Consider the following 17,540-nt stretch of genomic DNA (forward strand, 5'->3'; position numbering starts at 1 on the left):
GCTTCCGGCAACGAACCGTTCACGCCGCGCGGACGCTTCGGGAAACAAGCGGTTCCTAGCGTGTCCGCTCACACCCAACACCTCGCACCCGGCACCTTGCACCCAGCACCCGCACCCAGCACCCCGGAAGGGCTGACCATGAGCACCGCCGAGTCACGTCTGACGACGGCCGCACCACCCGACGCCGAGAAGAGCCAGGCGACGAAGGAGACCCTGGAGGACTACACCCTCCGCTTCGCGCCCCGCAGCTACCGCCGCTGGACCCCCATGATCGTGGCGACCACCGCGCTCGGCGGCATCGCCTACATGGCGGACTTCTCCATCGGCGCCGGCATCGGCCTGGCCCACGGCACCGGCAACGCACTCGTGGCGATCGCCCTGGCCGCCGCGGTCATCTTCGTCACCGGATTCCCGCTCGCCTACTACGGCGCCCGCTACAACATCGACCTCGACCTGATCACCCGCGGCTCCGGCTTCGGCTACTACGGCTCGGTGCTGACCGGCGTCATCTTCGCCAGCTTCACCTTCATCTTCTTCGCCCTGGAAGGCTCGATCATGGCCCAGGGCCTCGAGCTCGGCCTCGGGCTGCCCCTGTGGCTGGGCTACGCGATCTCCACACTGATGGTGATCCCGCTGGTGATCTACGGCATGAAGGCGCTCAGCAAGCTCCAGGTGTGGACGACACCGGTCTGGCTGGTGCTGATGGTCGCCCCGCTGGTCTACCTGATCGCCACCGACCCCGGCACCGTCGACCGCTTCCTCTCCTACCCCGGCAGCGACGGCGACGGCGGCATCAACGCCTCCTCCGTGCTCCTCGGCGCCGGTGTCTGCCTGTCCCTGATCGCCCAGATCGGCGAGCAGATCGACTACCTGCGCTTCATGCCGCCCAGGACCGAGGCAAACAAGCGCAGTTGGTGGACCGCCGTCGTCATGGCCGGCCCCGGCTGGGTGGTACTCGGCGCCCTGAAGCAGGCCATCGGCGTCTTCCTCGCCGTCTACGTCATCGCCGAGGTCGGCGCGGACGCCGCCCCGGAGCCGATCCAGCAGTTCAAGGGCGCCTTCGACGCGATGCTGCCGTCCTGGCTCGTCATCCCGCTCGCCGTGGCCCTCGTCGTGATCAGCCAGATCAAGATCAACGTCACCAACGCCTACTCCGGCTCGCTGGCCTGGACGAACTCCTTCACCCGCGTCACCAGGCACTACCCCGGCCGCCTGGTCTTCGTCCTGGTCAACCTCGGCTTCGCGCTCGCCCTGATGGAAGCCGACATGTTCAGCTTCCTCAACAGCATCCTGGGCTTCTACTCCAACTGCGCGATCGCCTGGGTCGTCACCGTCGCCACCGACATCGGCATCAACAAGTACCTGCTGAAGCTCTCCCCGCTCCAGCCCGAGTTCCGCCGCGGGATGCTGTACGCCGTCAACCCGGTCGGTGTGGTGGCCTTCGTCGCCGCCTCGGGCCTGTCGATCGCCATGTACTTCCACGCCCTGGGCGACACCCTCCAGCCGTACTCCCCCGTGGCCGCCGCCGTCATCGCCTTCGTCCTCACCCCGCTGATGGCGATCGTCACCAGGGGCAGGTACTACCTGCGCCGCACCGACGACGGCATCGACGAGCCCCTGCTCGACGCCGAGGGCAATCCCAGTGCCGTCACCCTCGACTGCCACGTCTGCCGCCAGCCCTACGAGCGCCCAGACCTGACCGCCTGCGCCACTCATGGAGCGGCCGTCTGCTCGCTGTGCCTGAGTACCGACAAGGTCGGCGACCACGTGCTGCCTGCACAGCCGACCACCGCCTGACCCGGGACAGCGGCGGCATGTCGAGCGCCGCCACGCCGGACGGGCCCGGCCGTCGGCCGGGCCCGCCGCTGTCGGGCGGTCGGTCGGTCGGTCAGGCCAGGGTCCAGCTCTCGGCGGCCGCGCTCGCGCTGCCGCCGGTCTCCTGGTCCACCGCCGCTCCCTGCGCGGTCGAGCCGCCGGTGCCCATGGTCAGGCCGCTGCCGACGTTGACCAGCACGTACGTGCTGCCGGTGGGGCTGCCGGTGAGGTCCAGGGCCCACTGCTGGTTGGTGCCGCCGTTGCAGGTCCACTGCTGGAGGTGCACTCCGGTGGCGGTCGAGTAGCCGGGGACGTCCAGGCACAGTCCGCTGTTGACGCTGGCCAGGGTGTAGACGTTGTCCGCCACCCTGGTGAGCTTCCACTTCTGGTTGGCACCGCCGGTCGACGGCCACTGGATGGCCGCGGCTCCGGCTGAGGCGGAGGCACCGGACACGTCCAGGAACATCGAACTCGCCCCGTTGGCCAGGGTGTAGGTGCCGGCGGAGGGGATCCCGCCGCCGGCCGACCAGGTGCCCGCGGAGGTGTCGAGGGACCAGGTGGGGTACTGGCCGAGGTTCAGCGTCGTCCCCCTGACGGTCAGCGGGAGCCAGATCAGTCTGGAGCCGCCCAGGTCACCGGTGTCCCAGCGGTCGCCCGCGTAGACGTAGGTGCTGCCCGAGGAGCCCTGGACGGTGATGATGTTGGCCGTCTGGCTCCCGTAGGTGTTGGTGCCGGGGGCGGCGACGTCCCGCCAGGACGACCACGGGCCGCTCGGGGAGGTGGCGGTGGCGTAGACGTTGTCGTTGAGGTACCAGCCCGACAGGTGGGACCCCATCAGGTAGTAGGTGCCGTCCACCTTCACCATGGCCGGGGACTCGATGCTGCCGCCGCCCAGGAGCGCGACCGGGCTGTCCACCGAGAGGTAGTCGGCGGAGAGCCGGTCGATCCGCAGGCCGCCGTTGTTGCGGTCCTCCGTCAGCAGGTAGGCGGTGCCGTCGGATTCCTGGAACAGGCCCAGGTCACGGCTGACGTTGCCGAGCGGCCGGAAGCTGCCCCGGTAGACGTACGGGCCGCAGGGGGTGCTGCTGGTGGCCACGCCGGCCTTCGCCTCCGAGTAGTCGGCGCTGTCGATGTGCACGTACATCACGTACAGGCCGGTCGACGCGTTGTGGATGACCTTCGGCCGCTCGACGATCCGGTTCGCTCCCAGATCGCCAGCGCTCTGCTTCGCCAGTGCCACGCCCTGGTAGGTCCAGGTGCCGAGGTCGTCGGAGGTGTAGCAGGGGATGTCCTGGAACGAGGTGTTCGCCGATGTCTGGCCGGTCTTGTCCTCGCCGAAGCCGTACCAGGTCTTCCCCACCTTGACGATGCCCAGCCCGTGCAGCTGGAGTGCGTTGCCGTTCTGGTCGGTGCGGGTGGCTCCCGGGGTGAATTGCACCGGGGCCGCGGCGGCGGGCGCGGCCCCGGCCGCCTCGGCCTGGGCGGTGGGCAGCAGCACCCCCGCGAAGGCACCGACCAGGGCGAGCAGCCCGGCGAGCGCGGTTCGCCACCGGCCGGTCGGCCGACTGTCGCGTGAACGACTGTGGGACAAGGGTTCCACCTCTCCATGAGGGCGCGTCTCAGCGTCCGCAAGCGTCCATGACATGGATGGATTAAGGCCCAAAGGTCGGGTGATTGTCCAGGGCCATGACAAATTCGGCCGATCGGGAGCGGGCGGCAGGCGTGATTCATCGGATCAGCTGACCGGAATCTCCTCTCGCGGGGCAGCAGCCGACGGGAGGTCGTGGACGGTGAGGGTCGGGTGCAGTCGGCGGGTGTGGTCGAGCGGGCGGGCCGGGCCGGTGAGACGCAGCGGCACGGTGAGCCGGTGGTCGGTGCTGGAGGCGGAGATCCGCAGTTCCAGTGCGCCGGGTTCGACGATCCGTCGGCCGTCGCGGCCGGTGAAGGAGGCCAGGTCGGCGGGGAGGGTCAGCTCCACCCGGCAGCCCGCTCCGGCGTCCAGCGGGATCCGGCGGTAGCCGACCAGCCGTTGCAAGGGCTGGACGACGCCGGCCACCGGGTCGTGGAGGTACAGCTGCACCACCTCGGTGCCCGTGCGCGTACCGGTGTTGTGCAGCTCGAAGGCGAGCCGGAACGCGCCGTCGGTGCCGGTCTCGGCGTTGTGCACCTCCGGGCCGGACCACGCGAACTCGCTGTAGCCGAGCCCGTGTCCGAAGCCGAAGGCGGGCGTCGGATCGCTACTGGAGACCTCGCCGGCCTGGGCCAGCCGCGCGGCCAGGTACGTGGACGGCTGGACCCCGGGGTGGGCGGGGACGGAGACGGGCAGCCGCCCCGACGGGTTGACCCGCCCGCTGAGCACGCCGGCGAGCGCCTCCGTCCCGGCCTCGCCGGGGAAGAAGCACTGGACGATCCCGGCCGCCTCGGTGACGGCGCGACCGAGCGCGTACGGCCGCCCGGCCAGCAGGGTGACCACCACCGGCGCCCCGGTGTCCAGTACCGCCTCCAGCAACTGCCGCTGCCGGCCGGGCAGTTCGAGCGAGGCGGCGTCACAGCCCTCGCCGCTGGTGCCGCGCCCGAACAGCCCCGCCCGGTCGCCGAGGGCGAGCACCACCACATCGGCCCACTGGGCGGCGCGGACGGCTTCGGCGATGCCGGCGGTGTCCTCGCCGTCGACCGTCACGCCGCGCACCGTGCGCAGCCGGCTGCCGGCGAACTCGGCCGCCAACGCCTCGCGCAGGGTGGGGAGTTCGATGCCGAGCGGGGTCTCGGGGTGCTGTCCTCCGACGTGCACCGGGAAGGAGTAGCAGCCGAGCACGGCGGTGGGTTCGTCGGCGTTCGGGCCGATCAGCGCGACCCGGGCGGGGTCGCGCAGCGGCAGCAGCCCGTCGTTGCGCAGCAGCACCACGGCCTGCTCGGCGAGGTCGGTGGCGAGCGCGCGGTTGCCGGGCCGGTCCAGGTCGACCAGGCCGCGCAGCGCCGCCGGTCGGCTCAGGTCGACCTCGGCGAGGGCGGCCGGTACGGGGCTCCAGTCGGCGTCCAGCAGCCCGAGTTCGGCCTTCTGGATCAGCACGCGGCGCAGCGCCCGGTCGATCAGCCGCTCCGGCACGGTGCCCGCGACGACGGCGTCGAACAGCGGCTGTCCGAAGGCGTCGACGGTCGGCAGTTCGACGTCGACTCCCCCGGCCAGGGCCAGTGCGGCGGCGTCGGACCGGCCCTCGGCCACCCCGTGCAGCGTGGCGAGGAAGGCGATGCCGAAGTAGTCGGCGACCACCGTGCCGGTGAACCCCCAGGTGTCCCGGAGCAGCCCGGTGAGCAGGGCCTGGTCGGCCGCGGAGGGGAGGCCGTCGGTGTCGGTGTAGGCGGGCATGACCGAGCGGGGTCGGCCTTCCCGGACGGCCATCTCGAAGGGCGGCAGGATGACGTCGGCGCGCTCGCGCGGCCCCATCGAGACGGGTGCGAGGTTGCGTCCGGCGCGGGAGGCGGAGTACCCCGCGAAGTGCTTGAGGGTGGCGACGACCCCGGCCGACTCCAGGCCCTGGACGTAGGCGGTGGCGATGGTGCCGACCAGGTAGGGGTCCTCGCCGATGGTCTCCTCGACCCGCCCCCAGCGGGCGTCGCGGACCACGTCGAGCACCGGCGCGAGCCCCTGGTGCACGCCGACGGACCGCAGGTCGCGGCCGATGGCGGCGGCCATCGTCCGGACCAGCTCCGGGTTGAAGGCGGCGCCCCAGGACAGCGGTACGGGGTACGCGGTGGCTCCCCAGGCGGCGAAGCCGGCCAGGCACTCCTCGTGGGCCAGGGCCGGGATGCCGAAGCGGTTGGTGGCGGCGATCCGCTGCTGGGTGCGCAGCAGCGAGAGCGCGCCGACCGCCGGGTCGACCGGGGCGGTGCCGAACGGCCGGGTCAGCTGGCCGAGCCCGTACGGCAGGAGGGTGTCGAGGTCGGGTGGCTGCGCCATGTCGTGCTGGTGCGGGGCGACTTCGTCGCCGCCGGCGTCGGCGCCGACCCAGACACCGACCAGTTGGGCGGTCTTCTCCCGCAGGGTCATCACGGCGATCAGGGCATCCGCCCTGGCCTCCGGGGTGAGCGTGGTGTCGCGCCACGCGGGGGCCGGCCAGGGGTACCGGTGGTCGTTCACTTTCCTCCCACCCCCGTCAGGCCCTGGACCAGGGCGCGGCGGGCGAACAGGTAGACGATGAAGACGGGGAGCATGGACAGCACCACGGCGCTGAGCAGTCCGGGCACGTCCACGCCGTGTTCGGTCTGGAACTCGTACAGGCCGAGGGTGATGACCTTGGTGGATTCGGACTGGGTGAGGATCAGCGGGAAGAGGAAGCCGTTCCAGGCCTGGAGGGCGGCGAAGACCGTGATCGAGGACAGTCCGCCCTTGGACAGCGGGACCACCAGCTGGCGGAACACCCGCGCCGGGGAGGCGCCGTCCATCGCCATCGCCTCGTACAGCTCGGGGCTGATGTCCCGCATCGCACCCGTCAGCACCAGGGTGCAGACCGGTAGGCAGAAGGCCGCGGTCGGGAGGATGACGCCGATCAGGTGGTCGTACAGGCCGGTCTTGCTGATGACGTAGAACATCGGCACGATGACCGCCTGGGCGGGGATCGCCAGGCCCAGCAGGAACAGCCGGAACACCCAGCCGGTCGCCCGGCCGCGGGCGCGCACGATGGCGTAGGCGAGCGGCGGGACGACGAGCAGCACGATGGCGACCACGCCGGCGGTGACGGTCAGGGTGTTGAGGAAGTCCTGGCCGAAGCCGGTCGAGAGGTCGGTCAGGTAGTTCCGCAGGGTCCACTGCGCGGGCGGCTTCAGCGGGCCCTCGGTGGAGTAGTCGGCGCGGGTGCGGAAGGTGGCGATCAGCAGCACGTACAGCGGCAGGCCGACCAGCAGCAGCCACATCAGGGAGCCGAACCCGGCCAGGACGTTGGGGCGCCGGCGCATCACAGGCCCTCCGTCGTGCCGCGCATCCGGTCGTAGCCGGAGAGCCGGACCACCGCGAGCGAGATCAGGGTGGCGACCACCACGAGGACCAGCGCGATCGCCGAACCGGTGCCGAACTCGAAGCCCTTGAAAGCCTTCTGGTACATGTAGTACGCGGTGACGGTGGTGTCCGTGCCGGGGCCGCCCTGGGTGAGGATGAGCACCGTGTCGAAGGTGGTCAGGCCGCCGACCACCATGAGGATCACCGAGGTGATGACGGTGTTGCGCAGCTGCGGCAGGGTGATGTGGAAGAACTGCCGCACCCGGCCCGCCCCGTCGACGGCCGCGGCCTGGTAGAGCACCTGGGGGATGGCCCGGGCGCCGCCCTGGTAGATCAGCGCGTGCAGCGGAGTGAACTGCCACACGCCGACGAAGGTCAGCACGCCGATCGCACCGCTCCTGCTGCCGAGCAGGTTGCCGTCGCCGAAGAGCCAGGTGAGCTGGGCCGGTACGCCGAAGTTGGGGTCGAGGACGGCCCGCCAGACCACCGAGACGGCGGTCGCCGAGAGCAGCAGCGGCACGAAGTAGACGGCCGAGAGCACGGCCCGGTTGCGCTGCTGCCCGGCGGCCCAGACGCCGAGCAGGATGCTGATCGGCGTCTGGGTCACCACGCCGAGGGCGGTGAGCAGCAGGGTGGTCCAGACGGACTGGAGCATCACCGGGTCGTGCAGCAGGGCGGTCCAGTTGTCCAGGCCGTTGAAGCGCGGTTCGCCGATGCCGTCCCAGCTGGTGAAGGAGAGCACGGCGACCAGCAGCAGCGGTGTGAACGCGAACATCAGGAAGAACACTGCTGCGGGGAGCGCCCAGACGAAGCCCGGGCGGGTCGCCTCCGCGCCGGGGCGCGCACGGCGCGCCGTGGTCGTCGTACCGGGGCGCGCACGGCGCGTCATGGTCGTCGTCATGAGGTCGGCAAGGCCTGCATGGCCTTGATGAAGCCGTCGGCGTCGGTCCTGCCGTCGAAGAACTGCTGGACGGCGGTGTGCATCGGGGTCATCGCGCTCGGCGGGTAGGCCTGGTCCCAGGAGAGCTGGAACGAGGGGGCGGCCTTGACCAGTTGGTACTGGTCCTTGGAGTAGGCGGGGCTGGCGGACTGGTCGAGGAAGTCGACGGTGCCGGTGGTGGTCGGCAGGTTGCCGATGGCCAGCTGGGCCTTCACGAACTCGTCGGAGTACATCAGCTTGAGGAAGGCCGCGGCGGCCTCCGGGTGCTTGGTCTTCTTCAGCACGGAGTAGAAGTTGTTGGTGTTGCCGACGACGTCGGCCGGGTCGCCCTTGCCGCCGCTCAGGGCGGGGAAGCCGGTGTAGCCGAGGCCGGACTTCGCGAAGTCCGGGTTGGCGTCCTGCTGGGTGGAGTAGTACCAGGAGCCCATCAGCTCGAAGGCGGCCTTGCCCTTGGCGACCAGGGCCGGGGAGCCGCCGTCGGTGAACTTCACGGAGTCGAAGTTGCTGCCGAAGGCCCCGGCGTCGACCAGTTCCTTGAGGGCGGCCAGCGCCCTGCGGCTGTCCTCGCTCGCCCAGGCCTCCCGGTCGCCGCCGAGCGCCCGTTGGAACAGGCCGGGGCCGGCGATCCGGTCGTAGAGGTACTCGAACCACATCAGGGTGGGCCACTGGTCGCCGCCGCCGAGCGCGATCGGGGTGATGCCCTTGGCCTTCAGGGCCTTGGTCGTGGCCAGCAGCTCGTCCCAGGTCTTCGGCGGGGTGAGTCCGGCGTCCGCGAGCACCTTCTTGTTGTGGAACAGCAGCACCGGCTGGGTGCCGCGCATCGGCACCCCGTACGGCTTGCCCTCCACCACCGCCGAGTTGAAGACCGAGGGCAGGAAGTTGTCCTTCAGCCCCGGGTCCTTGGCGATGAAGTCGTCCAGCGGCAGCAGCAGGCCCGCCTTGACGAACGGCTGGATGGAGCCGCCGCCCCAGTTGAAGAAGACGTCGGGGGCCCGCGGGGTGTTGATCACGGTCTGGAGCTTCTGCTGGTAGTCCGCGCCGGGGACGGTGTCGAGCACCGCCTTGACCTTGGAGGTCCGGTTGAAGGTGTCGACGAGCTGTTTCTCGACCTTGTTGGCGGCGTCGCCGTAGACCAGCACGTGGATCGTTCCGTCACCGGAGTCGGAGGCGCCGCCGGAGCCGCAGGCGGCGGACGTACCCAGGACGAGTGCGGCGGCCGCGGTGATCGCGGCGAGTCTCGATCGCATATCCTGCCCTCTGTTCGAATGTTTCGAGTAAGTTGCCGAATGTTGTGGGAAACCTAGAACCGACCTGACCGCCCGTCAAGAGCACCGGCGGGATCGGCCCCGGCCCGTCGGCGGGCTAGCATCCGTGCGGTGCGGACCGCCCGCGGCCGCGTCCGACAGCCACCCACGACGGAGTTCGCCCTAGCAGGGGCAGTGCAGGAGGAACCCGTGAACAGAGCGGCCACGCTCGCCGAGATCGCGCAGGAGGCAGGGGTCTCCGCGCCGACTGTTTCGAAAGTCCTGAACGGGCGCGCCGACGTCGCCCCGGCCACCCGGGAGCGGGTGGAGGAGCTGCTGCACCGGCACGGCTACCGGCGGCGGCGCGGCAACCGCCAGACCAGCCCGCTGCTGGAGCTGGTCTTCCACGAGCTGGAGAGCGCCTGGGCGGTGGAGGTGATCCGCGGCGTCGAGAACGCGGTGCGCGAGGAGGGCCTTAGCATCGTGCTCTCCGAGTCCGCCGAACGGCACGGTCCCGGCCAGTCCTGGGTGGACGGGGTGCTCGCCCGACGCCCGACCGGCGTGGTGCTGGTGCTGTCCGACCTGGACCGCTCGCTGCGCGAGCAACTCGCCCACCGGGACATCCCTTTCGTGGTGATGGACCCGGCCGGCGACCCGGGCCAGGACGTGCCCGCCGTGGGCACCACCAACTGGGACGGCGGCCTCGCCGCCACCCGGCACCTGCTCGACCTCGGCCACCGCCGGATCGGCCTGATCGGCGGCCCCGCCCGGATGATGTGCAGCCGCGCCCGGGCCGACGGCTACCGGGCGGCGCTCGACATGGCGGGCATCCCGTACGACCCGGAGCTGGTCCGCGAGGGCGACTTCCACCACGAGTCCGGACGCCGGCTCGGCCTGGAGCTGCTCGGCCTGCCCGACCGGCCGACCGCCGTGTTCGCCGGCAACGACCTCCAGGCGCTCGGCCTGTACGAGGCCGCCCGCGAGCTGGGGCTGCGCATCCCGGAGGACCTCAGCGTGGTCGGCTTCGACGACCTGCCACTCGCCCGCTGGGTGGGCCCGCCGCTGACCACCGTGCGCCAGCCGCTGACCGAGATGGCCGAGACGGCGACCCACCTGGTGATCGACCTGGCCCGCGGGGTGCGGCCCGGCACGCTCCGGGTGGACCTGGCCACCAGCCTGGTCGAGCGCAGCAGCACCGCCCCACCGCGAGCGGTCGTCCCCGGCCCGGCCACGAGCGATTGACGGTCCGCCGGGGTGCCGGGCCGCCGGGCGTCGGACCGGACAGCGGTGTGGCCGGGCGGCGCGGGGTCCCGCGCCGTCCGGCCACACCGTTCCGTCGGGTCAGCCGAGCGTCCACTGCTGGTTGCTGCGGCCGCTGCACGTCCACAGCTGGGCCAGGGCGCCGTCGGCGGTGGAGGCGCCGGACACGTCCAGGCACAGCCCGGACTGGACGCCGGTGACGGTGCCGTCGGGGTTGAGGTGCCACTGCTGGTTGGCCTGGCCGTTGCACGGCCAGACGACCACCTTGGTGCCGGCGCCGGTGCCCTGCCCGGAGGCGTCCAGGCACAGCCGGCCGCTGCCGCCGAAGACGCTCAGCTGGTCGCCCGAGGTGTGCGTCCAGATCTGGTTGGTGCCGCCCCAGCAGCCGTAGATCTGCACCTGGGTGCCCGCCGCGGCCGAACCGTTCGGCACGTCCAGGCACTTGCCGGCACCGACCGCGTGCAACTCACCCGTGGTGCCGCCGCCACCGGTGCTCGAACCGCCGAGGGCGGAGAGCGCCGCGTAGTAGGCCGGCTTGGGCTGGTCGTTGCCGTCGTACATGGTGGCGGCGCCGGTTCCGGGGAAGGTGCCGGGGATCCAGGAGTGCGCGTCGTCCACGCCCCACTGGCTCACGCCCACGCAGCGGGAGACGGCCAGGCAGGCCCGGACCACGGCGGCGTAGTCGGCGGCCTGCTGCTGGAGCGCGGCCCCGGAGGCGGGGAGCTGGATCCGGTCGTCCAGTTCGGTGACGGCCACGTCCAGGCCCAGGTTCGCGAACCGCTGCATGTTGGCCTGGAGGTCGGCGGGGACCTGACCGAGGACGAAGTGGGCCTCGAGCCCGATGCCGCCCAGCGGCACCCCCTGGGCGAGCAGCGACTGGGCCAGGCGGTAGAGGGCGTCGCTCTTCGCGTTCCCGCCCTCGATGTTGTAGTCGTTGATGTAGAGCCTGGCGCCCGGGTCGGCGGCGTGCGCGGTGCGCAGCGCGTCGGCGAGGTAGTCCGGTCCCATCGCCCGGTAGAACACGTCCTGGACAAGGGAGCCGTCGCCGTTGAAGGGCTCGTTGATCACGTCCCAGGCGTAGACCTGGCCCTTGTAGTGGGTGGCCTCGGCCGTGACGTGCGCCTCCATCGCGGAGCGCACCTGGTTCAGCGGCAGGTTCGCCGCCCAGGCGGGGAGTTGGTTCTGCCACACGAGGTTGTGGCCGCGCACGCGCATGCCGTGGGACCGGGCGAACTGGACGATCCGGTCGCCCGGCCCGAAGTTGTACGTGCCGGGGGACGGCTCGACGGTGTCCCACTTCATCTCGTTGGCCGGGGTCAGCATGTCGAACTGCGCCCCGGCGACGGCGGTCTCACCGGCGGCGTTGAGGTCGCCGCCCTCCAGCGCGGTGCCGAAGTACCGGCCGTTCGCTTCCGCCGCCGCCTTCAGCGTGCTGCCGGCGGCCGCGGCGGGGGTGGTCGCGGCCAGCGCGCCGGTCGCGAGCACCAGCGCCAGGACCAGTGCGGCGGTCCAGGCACGGTGCATTCCGATCAGAATCCTGCGAAAGGGCATGGTCGACCTCCAGGGTCGCTCCGGGGGGGAGGGAGGTGAACACCCGCGTGGGCAGCGGGTCATGGCGCGCGAATGATGACGGTGGTGGGCCGTCGGTTCGGGGGAACGGGAGCATCGAAGCGGTGGGCTGTGCTCCCGCGGCTAGGTAACTCGGAGTGTGCGGGACGCGTCAATACGCGGTTGAATGTTTCGACGATATTTCGGAAATATTCGGGTCCCGAAGGGCAGCCCTTGGCCCCGGCTCCGCGGGTGCGCAGAGCCGGGGCCCGGTGGGGTGCGGGCTCAGCCGCCCGGGTTCACCGTCGGGAACAGCTGGGCGAAGGCGTCGAAGGCGGTGGCGATGTCCGCCTCGGCCCAGAACCGGTGGTAGCTGAAGGTCGGCGCGGCGCCGCCGTTGAGGTAGGTCTGCACCTTGGACCACTGCGGGTCGCTGGTGTACCAGGGGCGGATGGAGAGGAAGGTGTTGCTGGCCGAGCTGATCTTGGTGCCGTCCGGGTAGGTTCCGGTCCAACCGGGCGGGACGTACAGGCCCGCGTGGGTGGTCGGCGAGTAGGCCTGCGTGAAGCGACTGTAGTCCGTGCGGGTCTCGGCGGCCGAGTAGCCCAGGCCGTCGGTGTACTTGGCGTGCAGGGTGTCCAGGATGTTCTGGGCGAACTTCCGGGCGCTGCTGCTGCCGGACTTGGCCGCGTAGTACGCGAGGGTCTTGGCGAGCGAGCCGGCCACGCCGACGTCGGTGGCGGTGCCGCTCGCAGTGACGTGCAGGCCCGCGTTGCCGCCGGGGCTGGTGGCGCTCCAGGTGTCGGGCGCGCCGGTCCAGGTGAGCTTGTCGGGCGTGGTCAGGGTGCCGGTGGCCGGGTCGGCCTTGGCGACGGACATCGCCCAGGGGACCCACTTGTCGAGGATGGCCTTCGCCCGGCTGTCGCCGGTGGCGTAGTAGTACTCGGCGAACCGCTCCATCGACCAGGTCTGGAATCCGAACCACTGGTTGGAGGCCGGGTCGTGGTACTCGGGCTGCCAGTCGTAGTACAGGCCGTAGAAGGTCGGGTCGCCCGCCGGCGGGGCCGCGTCGTCGCCGTAGTTCCCGCCCCAGCTGTTGGTGGCGCCGCCGGCGATGCCGCCCTCGGTGGACTGCAGCCACTGGAAGAACTGGAGCTGCTTGTCGAGACTGCCCGCCCAGTCGGTGGCACCGCTCGGCGAGAGCGGTTTCAGGCCGGGGTCGTTGGCGAGCACCCAGGCGGCCATCGGGTTCTGGTAGCCCTGGTGGGCGGCGGACCCGGAGATCCGCCAGGACCAGCCGCCGTCGGCCGCGCCGCCCCAGGCGAAGTACCAGGTGAGCAGGCCGAGTTGCTCGTTCGCCTTGGAGGTGCCACCCGGGCAGGCGGTGGAGCCGAGGCAGTTGCCCGCCTGCTTGAAGTACTTGTCGTAGAGCGAGTAGCGCAGGTAGTCGCCGAGCTTGGCGGCCTTGGCGAGCGTCGCGCTGATCGCCGCGCTCTTGCCCTGCGACTTGGCGAACTGCTCCGCCCAGTAGGCGGCCTGGACCAGCCGGGCGTCGGCGTCGGGTGCGTCGGTGTACTTGTACTGCTTGCTGAAGGAACCGCCGCCGTCGTTGAACAGGCTGAGGAAGCCGGAGCCGCTGCTGCCGTACTTGAACACGTCGCAGTCGGGCTGCGGCACGGTCTCCCAGACCGACTCCTCCGGGCCGCGCTGGAAGGTGTTAATCAGGCTGGGCTTGGTGGTGCCGTCCCCGCACTGGCCGAAGCCGTACTTGTTGTCGGTGTCCAGCAGCCAGGCCGGGGCGTACACGTCCGGGCTGTTGTAGGTGCTCTTCAGCTCGGCGGAGAGCGGGTCGGTGCCGACCGGCACGCCGCTGTTCAACTTCACCGGGTACTGGTCGGGTTGGGCCTTCTCGGCGCCGTACGTGCCGGGCTTCGACGGGTTGTAGGTGCTCTGGCCGGGCTGCTGGGCGTGGCTGGGGATCAGGTAGGTCTCCAGGTTCGTCCAGGCGTTGTTGAAGGCCGTCCAGTCCCCCGTGACCCGGCCGTAGTCGGCCTCCAGCCACAGCCAGTAGCTGTACGTCTCGGAGGTGGTCTCGTGGCCGTAGTCGGGGGCCTCCACGACCAGGGTCTCCACCGAGTGGTACGGGATGCCCTGCGGGCTGAAGTAGCCGTTCGCCGGGTTCTTGATCTTGCTGTACAGGTCCAGGAAGTACTGGTCGTACCCGGACGTCTTCGCCGCCTCGGTCACCGTGACGGCACCGGAGCCGAAGCCGGTCGCGGAGGCGGTGAAGGTGGCGGTGCCGCCGACCTGGCCGGCGTCGGTGCCGGCCGCGACGGTGACGGTCTGCGGCACGTTCCAGTTGGCCGGGGTGAAGGTGAGGGCGGCGCCGGACGTGACGCTCAGGTCCGGGTCGCTGCCCGAGCGGGCCACCGTCACCGTGGTGTCGGCGGCCGGCGCCTGGGAGAGCGCGACGGTGAAGGTGCCGCTGCTCCCCTGCTGGACGGCGAGCGTGGCCGGGCTGACCAGGACGCTCGGCCCGGCCACCTTGATCGCGACCGGGCTGGAGGTCGTGGTGGCGCCGGTGTCGTCGGTGACGACCGCGGTGACCGAGTAGTCGCCCGCCGCCACGTTCGCCCAGTCGGCGGTGTACGGCGCGGTGGTGGCGGTGCCGACCAGGGTGTTGGTCCCGGCCGAGGTCGAGGCGTAGAACTCGACCTTCGAGACGGCGCCGTCGGCGGCCGCGGCGGCGGACAGCTTCACGGTGGAGCCCGGGGTGAAGGTCTGCCCGGCGGTCGGGGAGGTGAGCGAGACGGTCGGCGGCTGGTGGGCACCACGGCAGGTGGTGCCGTTGACGGTGTAGGTGGTGGGGGCGGTGTTGGGGCCGGTGTAGTTGAAGTTGGCGCTGGTGGTGTAGGTGGCGCCGGGGTTGATGGTGGGGGCGTAGTCGGGGTTGGTGACGGTGACGGTTCGTCCGGTCTGGGTCCAGGTGCCGTTCCAGCCGTTCTGGAGGGTCTGGTTGCCGGGGTAGGTGTAGCCGAGGGTCCAGCCGTTGATGGGGGTGGTGCCGGTGTCGGTGATGGTGAGGTTGGCGGTGAACCCGCTGCCCCAGTCGTTGACGGCGTAACTCACGCCGCACGAAAGGCCGGTGGCCGCTCCTGCGGCGGGCGCGGTGAGGGCGCCGCCCGCCGCGCCGAGCAGGGAGAGTACGGTGGCCGTCGCGGTGATGGTGAGCCGGTTGCCCCTGGCACGCAGGGCTTTGCGTCGCATGTGCGTCCTCCAGATGGGTGGGGTTACCGCCACGCGGGTGGGAGTGCGCGGCGGACGGAGGTGTGGCGTCATCGTGGGGTGGAGCGCCCGGCTTGGGAAGCGCCCGCCGTGCCCGACGGTGCCGACCGGCGGGCCCGCCGCGGGCCGGACCACGGCGGCGACCAGCGGCGGGAGCCCGGCCCCGGAGCGGTCGGCCGGACCACCGCGGCGTGTAAGTTTCAGCGCTCCCATGGGAGCGCTCCCGCGACTATTGACGGCGTTTCACGGACCCTGGCTTGATGTGAAGGGATCGCCGCGCCCCGATCTGGGCGCGTTCCCACCCGATTCGGCGATCCCGTCAGGACTCCCACCCCTTCGAAAGGACCCGGACGTGCCCCATCCCGTCCTGCGTCGTCTACGCACGGCAGCGGCCGCCTCGCTGCTCGGCGTCACCGGCCTGCTGCCGAGCATCGGCGCCGCCACCCCCGCGCACGCGGCCACCGTCCACGTCGCCAACCCCTTCGCCGGGGCGACCGGCTACCTCAACCCCGACTTCACGGCCGAGGTCAAGGCCCAGGCATCCGCCGACGGCGGGGCCCTGGGCACGCTCGAAACCCAGGTCGCCGCCAACCCCACCGCCGTCTGGATGGACCACATCGGCGCGATCGCCGGGGACGGCGGGCGGCTCGGCCTCCAGGCCCACCTCGACCACGCGCTCGCCCAGCAGCAGGGCAGCACGCCGGTCGTCTTCCAGGTCGTCATCTACGACCTGCCCGGGCGGGACTGCGCCGCACTCGCCTCCAACGGCGAACTCCCCGCCACAGCCGCCGGGCTGACCACGTACGAGACCCAGTACATCGACCCGATCGCGGCCGTCCTGGCCAACCCCAAGTACGCCGGCATCCGGGTCGCGGCCGTCATCGAGCCGGACTCCCTGCCCAACGCGGTGACCAACCAGTCCAAGCCGACCTGCGCCGCCGCCACGCCGTACTACGAATCGGGCATCGAGTACGCGCTCAACAAGCTGCACGCGATCCCCAACGTGTACAACTACCTGGACATCGGCCACGCGGGCTGGCTCGGCTGGTCCAACAACATGGTGCCGGCGGGCCGGGAGTACGCCAAGGTCGCGCAGGCCACCACCGCCGGGTTCGCCAGCATCGACGGCTTCGTCAGCGACACCGCCAACACCACGCCGCTCTCCGAGCCGTTCCTCCCCAACGCCGAGCTGACCGTCGGCGGGCAGCCGCTCAAGTCGGCCAACTTCTACCAGTACAACCCCGAGTTCGACGAGTACCACTACGACACCGCGATGTACTCCACCCTGGTGTCCAACGGGTTCCCCAGCACCATCGGGATGCTGGTCGACACCTCGCGCAACGGCTGGGGCGGCCCCGCCCGGCCCACCGCGCTCAACTCCGCCCCCGGCACGGTGGACGGCTACGTCGCGGCCAACAAGGTCGATCAGAAGCACTTCCGGGGCAGCTGGTGCAACATCAACGGCGCCGGCATCGGCGCACGTCCGCAGGCCCAGCCGTACGGCGCGGGCAGCCCGATCATCGCGTTCCTCTGGGTCAAGCCTCCGGGCGAGTCGGACGGCGACTACCCGACCGCCTCCCACCCCCACGGTGACCCGCACTGCGACCCGAACGGCACCCAGAGCGACGGGAACGGCAACACCTACCCCACCGACGCCATCCCCGGCGACAACGTCCCGGCCGGCCAGTGGTTCCCCACCCAGTTCCGGCTGCTGGTCCAGAACGCCTACCCCGCGTTCACCGGCTCCGGCGGCTCCACCGGCCCGACCGCGCCGAGCGGACTGACCGTCACCGGCACCACCAGCACCAGCGTGTCGCTCAGCTGGACGGCCGCCACCGGTCCGGCCGGCGTGACCGGCTACTCGGTCTACCGCAACGGGACCAAGGTCGCGACCGTGACCGGCACCGGCTACACCGACTCCGGGCTCTCCCCCGCCACCGCCTACCAGTACACCGTCACCGCGCAGGACGCGGCCGGAAACGTCTCCCCGGCATCCGCCGCGGTGACCGGCACCACGGCGGCGGCACCGGGCGGCGGTGGCAACGGCTGCTCCGCCACCTACGCGGTCGGCAACGACTGGGGCAGCGGCTTCACGGCCGGTGTGACCGTGGCCAACACGGGCACCGCGGCGACCAAGTCCTGGACGGTCACCTGGAGTTGGGGCGGTAACCAGCAGATCACCAACAGCTGGAACGCCATCACCGCGCAGAGCGGCGCCACCGTCACGGCCGCCAACCAGACCTACAACGGCACGCTGGCGCCGAACGCCACCACCAGCTTCGGCTTCCAGGCGAGCTACTCGGGCGGCAACACCGCCCCGACCCTGACCTGCACCGCGAGCTGACCTCCCCCGGGCCGGGGCCGCGCCGGCGGGGGCCGCGCCCCCCCCCCCCCCCGCGGCCGCCGCCCCCCCGGCCCCCCCCCCCCCCCCCCCCCCCCCCCCCCCCCCCCCCCC

Annotated in this window: 10 protein-coding genes; 3 read left to right on the forward strand and 7 right to left on the reverse strand. The window is 71.4% G+C overall.

Annotated elements, in window-relative coordinates; all coding sequences use genetic code 11:
* Positions 1 to 138: 138 nt before the first annotated feature.
* Positions 139 to 1,797 (forward strand): allantoin permease, encoded by a 1,659-nt coding sequence (locus ABTY15_RS33600; RefSeq protein WP_350604114.1) that lies wholly within the window; start codon positions 139 to 141, stop codon positions 1,795 to 1,797.
* A gap of 91 nt (positions 1,798 to 1,888) precedes the next feature.
* On the opposite strand, the gene ABTY15_RS33605 is transcribed toward ABTY15_RS33600, so the two are convergent.
* From ABTY15_RS33605 to ABTY15_RS33625, 5 genes are all read right to left on the reverse strand, one after another.
* Positions 1,889 to 3,406 carry an RICIN domain-containing protein gene (locus ABTY15_RS33605; protein WP_350604116.1) on the reverse strand — a complete coding sequence of 506 codons (1,518 nt, stop codon included), beginning with the start codon at positions 3,404 to 3,406 and terminating at the stop codon, positions 1,889 to 1,891.
* 144 nt (positions 3,407 to 3,550) lie between these two features.
* The gene (locus ABTY15_RS33610; protein WP_502893650.1) at positions 3,551 to 5,953 is read right to left on the reverse strand and encodes a beta-xylosidase/alpha-l-arabinosidase; all 2,403 of its coding nucleotides are present in this window, start codon (positions 5,951 to 5,953) and stop codon (positions 3,551 to 3,553) included.
* Positions 5,950 to 6,768, reverse strand: a complete 819-nt coding sequence (locus ABTY15_RS33615) for a carbohydrate ABC transporter permease (protein ID WP_350604120.1) — start codon at positions 6,766 to 6,768, stop codon at positions 5,950 to 5,952. Before ABTY15_RS33615 ends, ABTY15_RS33610 begins: the two co-directional genes overlap by 4 nt.
* Entirely contained in the window at positions 6,768 to 7,697 is a 930-nt protein-coding gene (locus ABTY15_RS33620) for a carbohydrate ABC transporter permease (protein ID WP_502893651.1), read from the reverse strand. The genes ABTY15_RS33615 and ABTY15_RS33620 overlap by 1 nt, the downstream gene beginning before the upstream one ends.
* Positions 7,698 to 7,705: 8 nt before the next feature.
* The gene (locus tag ABTY15_RS33625) at positions 7,706 to 8,995 is read right to left on the reverse strand and encodes an ABC transporter substrate-binding protein (RefSeq protein WP_350604126.1); all 1,290 of its coding nucleotides are present in this window, start codon (positions 8,993 to 8,995) and stop codon (positions 7,706 to 7,708) included.
* Between the two features lie 207 nt (positions 8,996 to 9,202).
* Here ABTY15_RS33625 and ABTY15_RS33630 point away from each other — a divergent pair, with 207 nt between their 5' ends.
* Complete coding sequence (locus ABTY15_RS33630) at positions 9,203 to 10,234, forward strand: LacI family DNA-binding transcriptional regulator (protein WP_350604128.1); 1,032 nt, start codon at positions 9,203 to 9,205, stop codon at positions 10,232 to 10,234.
* A 99-nt stretch (positions 10,235 to 10,333) separates the two neighbouring features.
* Here the strand turns inward: ABTY15_RS33630 and ABTY15_RS33635 are convergent, their stop codons facing one another.
* Positions 10,334 to 11,776, reverse strand: a complete 1,443-nt coding sequence (locus ABTY15_RS33635) for an endo-1,4-beta-xylanase (RefSeq protein WP_350604130.1) — start codon at positions 11,774 to 11,776, stop codon at positions 10,334 to 10,336.
* A 309-nt stretch (positions 11,777 to 12,085) separates the two neighbouring features.
* Positions 12,086 to 15,067 (reverse strand): glycoside hydrolase family 48 protein, encoded by a 2,982-nt coding sequence (locus ABTY15_RS33640; protein ID WP_350604133.1) that lies wholly within the window; start codon positions 15,065 to 15,067, stop codon positions 12,086 to 12,088.
* A 370-nt stretch (positions 15,068 to 15,437) separates the two neighbouring features.
* Between ABTY15_RS33640 and ABTY15_RS33645 the strand changes: the two genes are divergently transcribed.
* Positions 15,438 to 17,429 carry a glycoside hydrolase family 6 protein gene (locus tag ABTY15_RS33645; RefSeq protein WP_350604137.1) on the forward strand — a complete coding sequence of 664 codons (1,992 nt, stop codon included), beginning with the start codon at positions 15,438 to 15,440 and terminating at the stop codon, positions 17,427 to 17,429.
* The last annotated feature ends 111 nt before the right edge of the window (positions 17,430 to 17,540 follow it).

Origin of the sequence: Kitasatospora sp. NPDC097643, assembly GCF_040302625.1 — a bacterium.
Classification (GTDB): Bacteria; Actinomycetota; Actinomycetes; order Streptomycetales; family Streptomycetaceae; genus Kitasatospora.

Coding starts and splice junctions, on each gene's coding strand:
- ABTY15_RS33615 (WP_350604120.1), bottom strand. CDS start 6,768: ATGCGCCGGCGCCCCAACGTCCTGGCCGGGTTCGGCTCCCTGATGTGG.
- ABTY15_RS33620 (WP_502893651.1), bottom strand. CDS start 7,697: ATGACGCGCCGTGCGCGCCCCGGTACGACGACCACGGCGCGCCGTGCG.
- ABTY15_RS33635 (WP_350604130.1), bottom strand. CDS start 11,776: ATGCACCGTGCCTGGACCGCCGCACTGGTCCTGGCGCTGGTGCTCGCG.
- ABTY15_RS33640 (WP_350604133.1), bottom strand. CDS start 15,067: ATGCGACGCAAAGCCCTGCGTGCCAGGGGCAACCGGCTCACCATCACC.
- ABTY15_RS33625 (WP_350604126.1), bottom strand. CDS start 8,995: ATGCGATCGAGACTCGCCGCGATCACCGCGGCCGCCGCACTCGTCCTG.
- ABTY15_RS33600 (WP_350604114.1), top strand. CDS start 139: ATGAGCACCGCCGAGTCACGTCTGACGACGGCCGCACCACCCGACGCC.